The sequence below is a fragment of the Corynebacterium sp. HMSC078H07 genome, assembly GCF_001812805.1.
Lineage (GTDB): Bacteria > Actinomycetota > Actinomycetes > Mycobacteriales > Mycobacteriaceae > Corynebacterium.
In genome coordinates this window covers 1-7,468 of the sequence record NZ_KV810457.1, presented here as the reverse complement: position 1 = coordinate 7,468, position 7,468 = coordinate 1, and the positions used below count along the sequence as shown (strand labels likewise).

Below are 7,468 nucleotides of genomic sequence, written 5' to 3'. Positions count from 1 at the left end.
CGCGAGGTTGACAAACTATATAGGAACACCCCCCGCAGCCAGCGCGACCAAAGGCCACGCGTTTACCGCCGCCCTAAGCAGGGCTGCTAGTCTTACCTAGGTGCGCAACGCACCCCCTGCCCCAGTAGCTCAGGGGATAGAGCACGGCTCTCCTAAAGCCGGTGTCGGAGGTTCGAATCCTCTCTGGGGCACGCTGTGAAGTCTCGAGACATCGTTCCGGTCGGTGTCTCGAAATTTTTTGTTTTTAGTTGCCCCGTTGGGGTTGAGTTCGTTGTCTTTCTTGTTGTAATAGATCTTTTCCTCGGTGCGTGTGTAGGCGGCGATTTGTGCCCCGGTGGCGGTTATTTTGATGTCGACGTGGTTGTCGACGCAGACCATGGTGATGGGTTCTCCGCCCCATCGGCGTCCGATGTAGAGGCGGCGTAGTTTGTCGCCCCATCGCAGTGCTGTCTTGCCGTTCGTGCCTACTTTGTCGGTGCGTAGTCGGTAGTCGTGCTCTGGTTTGATGTCCGCTTATCTGCATTCGCCCCCATTAAGGGTGAACCTTCAGATCAATACTAGAAATAGTTTATAAACAGCATTATATTTATTAGGCAAGCCTTACCTTGCCCAATTTTCATGAATCGAGGTTTACGATGACCCAACAGTCCTCTACGCCCGCACGGAGTACAAGCTCATCCAGTGGGTCGACGGCACGTTTAAACACCAGAGATCTCATCAACGCTGGCATCTTTGCTGCACTTTACTTTGTAATCACCTTTATAAGCGGAATGATTGGATTCGCAGGACCACAATTCATGTTTATTGGATGGTTTATCGCGACAATCGCAAACGGAATCGTGCTAGCGCTTTATGCCGTCCGCACGTCCAAAATGGGTGCTTTCACCCTCGTCGGTGGTATTAACGGATTAGCATTCATGCTCACCGGACACTACTTCTGGACCTTGCTGGGAAGCATAATTCTTGGGTTTATCGCAGATTTGATTATTACAAAAAGCCACCTCAGTATTGCCAAGTCCTTCCCTATTGCCTACGGCATCTTCTGTGTCTGGATTTCTTTGCCTTTTATCCCGCTAATTCTGGATACGGACTCATACTACGTCGATATCGCAGACCAAATGGGTCAAGAATACGCCGATGCTATGTCGGATATCTTCCAGCCATGGACCATTGGAGTACTGGCCATTTGTGCGCTCATCGTCGGCTTTATCGGAGGAAAGGTCGGAGTTCGCGTCAGCCGCAAACACTTTGAAAGCGCTGGTCTCCTGTGAGCCTGCAAAAACAGGGCGTGCTTCGTCGATCTTCGATCGATCCACGGACCGTGCTGCTTTCTGTTCTAGTAATCAATGCGGTAGCTCTCAGCCACGGCCACCTACCGACACTGCTGATTTCTATCGCCTTCAGCTCCATCGCACTAGCTACAGTAAAGCCACACTATGGTCTTATTTGCCTGTTCGCTTTTGCATTATCCTATCTAGGGTATTGGGGCCTATTACAGCTTCCTGGCTCCACATTTTTCGCTTTTTCAGCGGCAATTTTTTCGTGGCTAAGCCGTTTTGTCATCAGCATGTCCATCGGCGCATTCGGCTTGCTCACTCTCACACCATCCACGTTGACCTCAGCACTGCGGGACCTGCGTTTACCAGGCTGGGCCACCATTCCACCGGCGGTTTTCCTGCGCGTTTTGCCGATAATCGTGGCAGAAGCCAAAGCGATCCGCGATGCCATGGTCCTTCGGGGTCTCCAGCCTGGAGTAAAAAGCTGGATCACACAGCCCACACAATCGTCCGCGATGCTGATCATCCCCCTATTAGGCGCCGTCGTCCGCGCTGGTGATGAGCTCGCTGCCTCTGCTCTTGTCCGCGGATTGGGAGGCCCCACACGCCCAACCACCACCGCCGATCTTTCCTTCAAGCTTGTCGATGCAACTGCACTAGCTGGGTTGGGCCTCATTGTTGCCTCTGTCTGGCTCCCCACGGAGGTCCACTTATGAACGAACGCAGTATCGCAACCAGTGTAAACGCCCACAACGCTTCTTTTACATATCCATTGGGCGCTCGGCCAGGCATTCAAGGTGTATCTGATGTGTCTTTTTCTGTCTCTCCAGGACAGTGTCTACTGATTACCGGTGATTCCGGATCGGGAAAGTCCACGGTACTCAAGTTGATCAACGGACTCATCCCCCATTTCAATCCAGGAGAGCTACTAGGCGCCATCACTATTATAAAGGATGACCAGGCTTTTAACCCTGCGGAAGAACCGCTGTCCCGAGCCATCGAGTTCAGCGCCTCAGTATTCCAGAATCCAAGGACACAATTTTTCACTGAAAGCGTCAATGCAGAATTGGCCTTCGGGCTAGAAAACCTTGGTGTGGATCCCACAGAAATTGAGTCGAGGATTCAATCAGCGGTCGAGCTACTAGGCATTAACGATCTTCGGGGCCGGCGATTCAAAGAATTATCCGGTGGACAGTTACAAAACGTGGCATGCGCATGCGCGCTTGTGTCCCCGGGCAGTCTCGTGCTTCTCGATGAACCCACGTCCAATCTCTCCATGGAAAGCATCGATATTCTTGCACGCGCGCTACACCGCTTGAAGGAATTAGGCACAACGATCATTATCGCTGATCACCGCCTCTTTTTCTTAAAAGATATCGCTGACCAAGTTATTTACTTGACTCAGGGAAAAATAACGCGGAGTTTCCACGCTCAGGAGTTTTATGCCTTAGACGAACCCGAACGCAAACAATTGGGGCTACGCAGCTTACACCACGTTCCCCTGCCCGCGAGCGTGCCGGTACCACCCACGCTCGAAAACGCCGATCCCCAGCGGAGCGGACTCGAGTTAAGCAACATCTGTTTTTCTTATGGCACGCATGAGGTGCTAAACATTGACCACGTATTTTTCCCCAGCGGCGAAGTCACCGCCTTAATCGGGCCCAACGGCGCTGGAAAAACCACCCTCGCCAGGATCATTTGTGGTCTTGCTTCTCCCAAACGCGGCGGTAGTCTTCGTTTGAACAGCAAACGAGTAGGAGCGGCTGCCCGCAGACGTACCGCGTACATGGTGATGCAAGATGTTGGCCGCCAGTTATTCGCAGCCACCACCGAAGAAGAAGTAACGCTCGGACTGGCAAAGAAGAAGCGGGACCATATCGATGTCAATGAGATTCTCCATCGCCTCGATCTGGCAGGAATGGCCCAACGGCATCCGCAGTCTCTGTCCGGTGGGCAACGGCAACGCTTAGCCATAGCTTCAGCCCACGCCAAGCAAGCAGAGGTCTACATCTTCGATGAACCTACCTCTGGCGTGGGCTGGCGCCAACTGCAATCCATCTCTGCGCTCCTTCGATCTCTTGCAGCAAGCGGAGCAGTGGTCATCGTCATCACCCATGACCACGAATTCATCCAAGAATCAGTCACCAGAATCATCGATATGACTGACATCAACAAGAATTGAGAAAGTAATGTCTGAAGTAAAACAAAGTTCCACAGAATCAAGCGGAACCCACGCACCAGAATCACACGGTGCGTCACCGGAAGAAGAGGCTCGCGCAAAACTAAAAGCCGGGCAGGTCGCTCTAAAAAAGCTACTGGCCCCAGTGCAAACAACCATCTACTTCGCACAGTTTCTCTCGCTTATATCCTCGGTACTGGCCGTAGCACCCTACGTCGCGTTGGTGGCACTGGGAAATGCTCTAATCGACGGCAATACTGATGACGTCGCGTCCATTGTGAAATGGCTACTTGCTGCATTTTTGGGACAGCTATTCTTCTATTTCCTTGCCCTTGCGATCACCCACTTCGCTGATGCAAAGCTGGTGGGGATTAACCGGCGCCGAATTATTACCGCTATTGCGAAAGCACCACTCTCGTGGTTTAGCCAGACTAATTCCGGCAAAGTCCGCAAAGCCGTCGAGGACGATACGTTAACTCTGCACACCCTGACAGCCCATGCTCCTGTAGAGAAGGTCGCCGCGATCTTTACGCCCCTCGCGCTTCTGGTTTATGCCTTTATCTTGGATTGGCGCCTTGGTCTACTTTCTATTGCCACTGTGCCCATTTTCCTAGCAATCCAAGCGTATTCAATGAAAGATATGGGCACAAAAACTGCGGAAATGGATAATTATCTGGGTGAGGTCTCTGCGACTGCGGTGGAGTTCTCCGAAGGTATTTCCGTCGTCAAGGCTTTCGGCACCGTTGGCAAAGCCCACGCTCGATATCGCGAAGCTGCCCAAAAATTCGCGGAATTCTATTACGAGTGGGTACGTCCGCTTCTGCGTGTTTCCGCAATCTCAGAGTCTGTGGTGGCGGTTCCTGTCCTCATCCTTATCAATGTAGGAGCCGGTTCCCTGCTGATAGCTGGTGGCTATGTCACGGTCGCTGAAGTCATCGCAACAACGTTAATTGCGCTGGTGATACCGGGCACGATTCAAACCGTCGGCCAAATGATGTGGTCTTACCAGCTCGCTGGCAATGCGGCGTTGCGCCTTGATGAAGTCATGACAATTTCCCATGTGAAAGAAGGCCAAAAGAGCCTCGATGCCAGTAGTCAAGACATGGAGGTGGAGTTCCATAAGGTCAGCTTTAGCTACGCCCCAGACAAACCAGTCCTCCAAGACTTTTCTGCGCAACTAAATGCAGGCACTGTCACGGCATTGATTGGCCCCTCCGGGTCTGGCAAATCCACAGCAGCAACGATGCTGGCGCGTTTCCAGGATCCAGATTCGGGCACAATCACTATCAACAACGTGGATATCCGTGATCTCACTTTCGACAGTTTGTACCGCATTGTGGCTTTCGTCTTACAAGATCCTCACTTACTGCGTATGAGTATTCGGGAAAACATTCGCCTTGCACGCCCAGAAGCCCGCGATGAAGAGATCTGGCAAGCCGCAGAGGCTGCGCACATAGCTGCTGATATTCGCGCTTTACCGGCTGGGCTCGACACCGTTGTTGGTGAAGACACCTCTTTATCCGGTGGACAACAGCAACGCATTTCTATTGCCCGGGCAATCATTACCAATGCCCCAATCTTGATCCTGGATGAAGCTACTGCGGCAACTGATCCTGACTGCGAAGCAGAAATTCAAGCAGCTCTAGCCACACTCGTCAGAGGCAAGACCGTCTTAGTCATCGCCCACAAGCCGGAGTCCATCCAAGGAGCAGACCAAATAATCTGCCTCAAGCCTATGAAGGATAATTCTCATGTCTAATGCCACTACGCCTGTTAGTTCGCGTCTTCGTGATCCGCTACTCACTCGCAGTGTCAAAAAGCTGCAAAGTCCTGTAGGCCATAAGCTCAATAAAAGGTATGCTTGTCTATCGCTTATCGTTGGCGTGCTTGATGGCCTCGCCGTTCTCACGCTCGTGCCACTTACAAAGGCACTCGATGGGGATACGACGATCGCACCATGGATGTGGACGCTTTTGGCAATTGCGCTCGTAGCTTTTGCGCTACGATTTTTCGCAACCCTGGCCTCTTACCACACGGCCTTGGATTTCATCCGAGCCGCGCACACGACTGTGGGCGATAAATTAGCAACGCTACCGCTCGGCTGGTTCGTACCGGCTAATACCGGCGGCCTATCTCGCCTCGTTTCAGATCGCTTTATGGTGGCGTCCGAGACCATTGCGCATGTTCAAGGAACGATATACCGCGATAGCGCGGCACTTGTCACCTTGTTAGTAGGAGCGTGTTTCTGGAACCCGAAGCTGGGCTTGGTCCTTCTTATCATCGCACCATTGGCGCTCGTGGTGATGCAGTTGGCTGCATGGATTCGTGAGAAAGCATCGAACCGCGCACTGGGGCCGAGTAAAGAGCTCTCCCAGCGCATCGTAGAATTTGCTAACCGTCAACCAGCCCTGCGCGCGGCAGGACAATCACAAGTTTTTGCGCCACTAGAGCAAGCGCTAGAAATCGACCATAAAGCACGAATACGCGAGCTATGGGTATCCACATTAGCTTTGCTACTCAACGGCATAGTAGTGCAGATCTTCATTGTGGCTCTCATTATGGTCTCCGCGGATCTTGCCGTTGAAGGCGCCCTATCGCCACTAGAAACAATTGCGATCATCGGAATCAGCTTGAGGTTTACCCGCACGCTTGAGCAGCTGGGTTCTTCTTTCGTCGGTTTAGATGCCGGCCGTATCGCGCTTGCAGAAACTGAGCTCATCACCGATGCTCCTTCCCTGCCAGAACCCACTACTCCGCGCCTAGGCGATGGTTCGGGAAATGTAGAGCTGCTTAATGTCACGTTTGGATACGGCGATAAACCAGTATTGGTAGATGTCACTTTCCATGCTCGACCAGGCACCGTTACCGCCATTGTCGGTCCTTCTGGCTCCGGAAAGACCACAATTGCGCGCCTTATTTCGCGATTCTGGGATGTAGATTCCGGGGCGGTGATGGTTGACGGCGTAGATATCCGCGAGCTTGGAACCGAACAGTTAATGTCCAGGCTGTCCATGGTCTTTCAGGACGTTTACCTCTTCGACGACTCGTTAATCGCTAATATCCGCGTTGGTCGTCCCGACGCCTCCGATGAGGAAGTCTTCCGCGCAGCTGATCTTTCAGGCGTGACTTCTATTGCCAACCGCCTAGGGTGGCATACTCCTGTTGGTGAAGGCGGGCGGCTTCTATCCGGTGGTGAACGCCAGCGCGTATCTGTAGCTCGCGCGCTTCTCAAGCAAGCGCCGATTGTACTCTTTGATGAGGCTACCTCCGCGCTCGATGCAGAAAATGAGGCAAACATTCTTGCTGCGATGGACGAGCTACGGGAGCAATCTACTTTTATTGTCATCGCCCATAAGCTGGATACAATCAAATCTGCTGATCAAATCGTAGTCTTGGATGAACACGGGCAAGTCAGCCAGCTGGGCACGCATTCTGAGCTTTCCGATGTCCCCGGTATCTACCGTCACTTCTGGCAGCAACGCAAAGCAGCAAGCGGGTGGAAAATCAGTTCGGGACGCGATTAACGCGGGCACCGAGATCGGCATTGTTTGCGGGGGACACCCTTCTCTCCCCCTCTCCCCCCGCAGCACGGAGCACCCTAAGTGCACCGACAAGGCTCAGAGCGAAGAATGCGGTAGCGGCTACGAGCGACCACTGCGCGGCGTTGGCCATGCCTTCGCTTAAGGTCTACACCACTGCCCCTGGCGCACGGTGGTTTGCGTTGCGGAGGCTTGCCTGGAGTCATCGACGGGAATATCCCGCAGCATCGTGCCGGTCGGCTGCGTGGAGGCGAACCCCAGGCCCAAGCCGTACAGGGTCAGCGGCGCGGCGATGATCCAACCATTCGTATCCGGCCCCATAAGCAGGACGAGGATAAGGACGCCGACGGCTTCCAAGCCGAGCCCAATGAGCACGGTGCCAGGCGCCCCGTACCGTGCCGCGACGTGGGGGCTGCTGCAACGGAGAAGAATGCACCGATTGTCAGATGCGAGTTTTTGGTACCGGTGTTCTG

The 7,468-nt window shown here is 53.3% G+C and carries 6 protein-coding genes, 1 tRNA gene and 1 pseudogene; 6 read left to right on the top strand and 2 right to left on the bottom strand.

Going from position 1 to position 7,468, the window contains the following annotated elements; translation table 11 throughout:
- The first annotated feature begins 118 nt into the window (after window positions 1-118).
- Window positions 119-191, top strand: a tRNA-Arg gene (locus HMPREF2875_RS03555).
- Between the two features lie 43 nt (window positions 192-234).
- Here the strand turns inward: HMPREF2875_RS03555 and HMPREF2875_RS13180 are convergent.
- Window positions 235-495, bottom strand: a pseudogene (locus HMPREF2875_RS13180) (IS481 family transposase); the annotation flags it as partial.
- 140 nt (window positions 496-635) lie between these two features.
- On the opposite strand from HMPREF2875_RS13180, the gene HMPREF2875_RS03545 reads away from it, so the two are divergent.
- Genes HMPREF2875_RS03545 through HMPREF2875_RS03525 form a run of 5 tightly spaced genes read left to right on the top strand, consistent with a single transcriptional unit; the run spans window position 636 to window position 6,980 of the window.
- Window positions 636-1,271 (top strand): MptD family putative ECF transporter S component, encoded by a 636-nt coding sequence (locus HMPREF2875_RS03545; RefSeq protein ID WP_070670338.1) that lies wholly within the window; start codon window positions 636-638, stop codon window positions 1,269-1,271.
- Window positions 1,268-1,993, top strand: a complete 726-nt coding sequence (locus tag HMPREF2875_RS03540) for an energy-coupling factor transporter transmembrane component T family protein (protein WP_034969655.1) — start codon at window positions 1,268-1,270, stop codon at window positions 1,991-1,993. Before HMPREF2875_RS03545 ends, HMPREF2875_RS03540 begins: the two co-directional genes overlap by 4 nt.
- Window positions 1,990-3,459 carry an ABC transporter ATP-binding protein gene (locus HMPREF2875_RS03535; protein ID WP_070670335.1) on the top strand — a complete coding sequence of 490 codons (1,470 nt, stop codon included), beginning with the start codon at window positions 1,990-1,992 and terminating at the stop codon, window positions 3,457-3,459. Before HMPREF2875_RS03540 ends, HMPREF2875_RS03535 begins: the two co-directional genes overlap by 4 nt.
- A gap of 7 nt (window positions 3,460-3,466) precedes the next feature.
- Window positions 3,467-5,215, top strand: a complete 1,749-nt coding sequence (locus HMPREF2875_RS03530) for an ABC transporter ATP-binding protein (RefSeq protein WP_070510464.1) — start codon at window positions 3,467-3,469, stop codon at window positions 5,213-5,215.
- Window positions 5,208-6,980, top strand: coding sequence for an ABC transporter ATP-binding protein (locus HMPREF2875_RS03525; RefSeq protein ID WP_070670333.1), 1,773 nt, complete (start codon window positions 5,208-5,210; stop codon window positions 6,978-6,980). Before HMPREF2875_RS03530 ends, HMPREF2875_RS03525 begins: the two co-directional genes overlap by 8 nt.
- A gap of 156 nt (window positions 6,981-7,136) precedes the next feature.
- Here HMPREF2875_RS03525 and HMPREF2875_RS03520 read toward each other — a convergent pair whose 3' ends face one another.
- Window positions 7,137-7,370 carry a hypothetical protein gene (locus tag HMPREF2875_RS03520; protein ID WP_070670341.1) on the bottom strand — a complete coding sequence of 78 codons (234 nt, stop codon included), beginning with the start codon at window positions 7,368-7,370 and terminating at the stop codon, window positions 7,137-7,139.
- Window positions 7,371-7,468: the final 98 nt, after the last annotated feature.

What these genes read in the sequence shown, in the direction of transcription:
- HMPREF2875_RS03545 (WP_070670338.1), top strand. Translation starts at nt 636, where the DNA reads ATGACCCAACAGTCCTCTACGCCCGCACGGAGTACAAGCTCATCCAGT.
- HMPREF2875_RS03535 (WP_070670335.1), top strand. Translation starts at nt 1,990, where the DNA reads ATGAACGAACGCAGTATCGCAACCAGTGTAAACGCCCACAACGCTTCT.
- HMPREF2875_RS03530 (WP_070510464.1), top strand. Translation starts at nt 3,467, where the DNA reads ATGTCTGAAGTAAAACAAAGTTCCACAGAATCAAGCGGAACCCACGCA.
- HMPREF2875_RS03525 (WP_070670333.1), top strand. Translation starts at nt 5,208, where the DNA reads ATGTCTAATGCCACTACGCCTGTTAGTTCGCGTCTTCGTGATCCGCTA.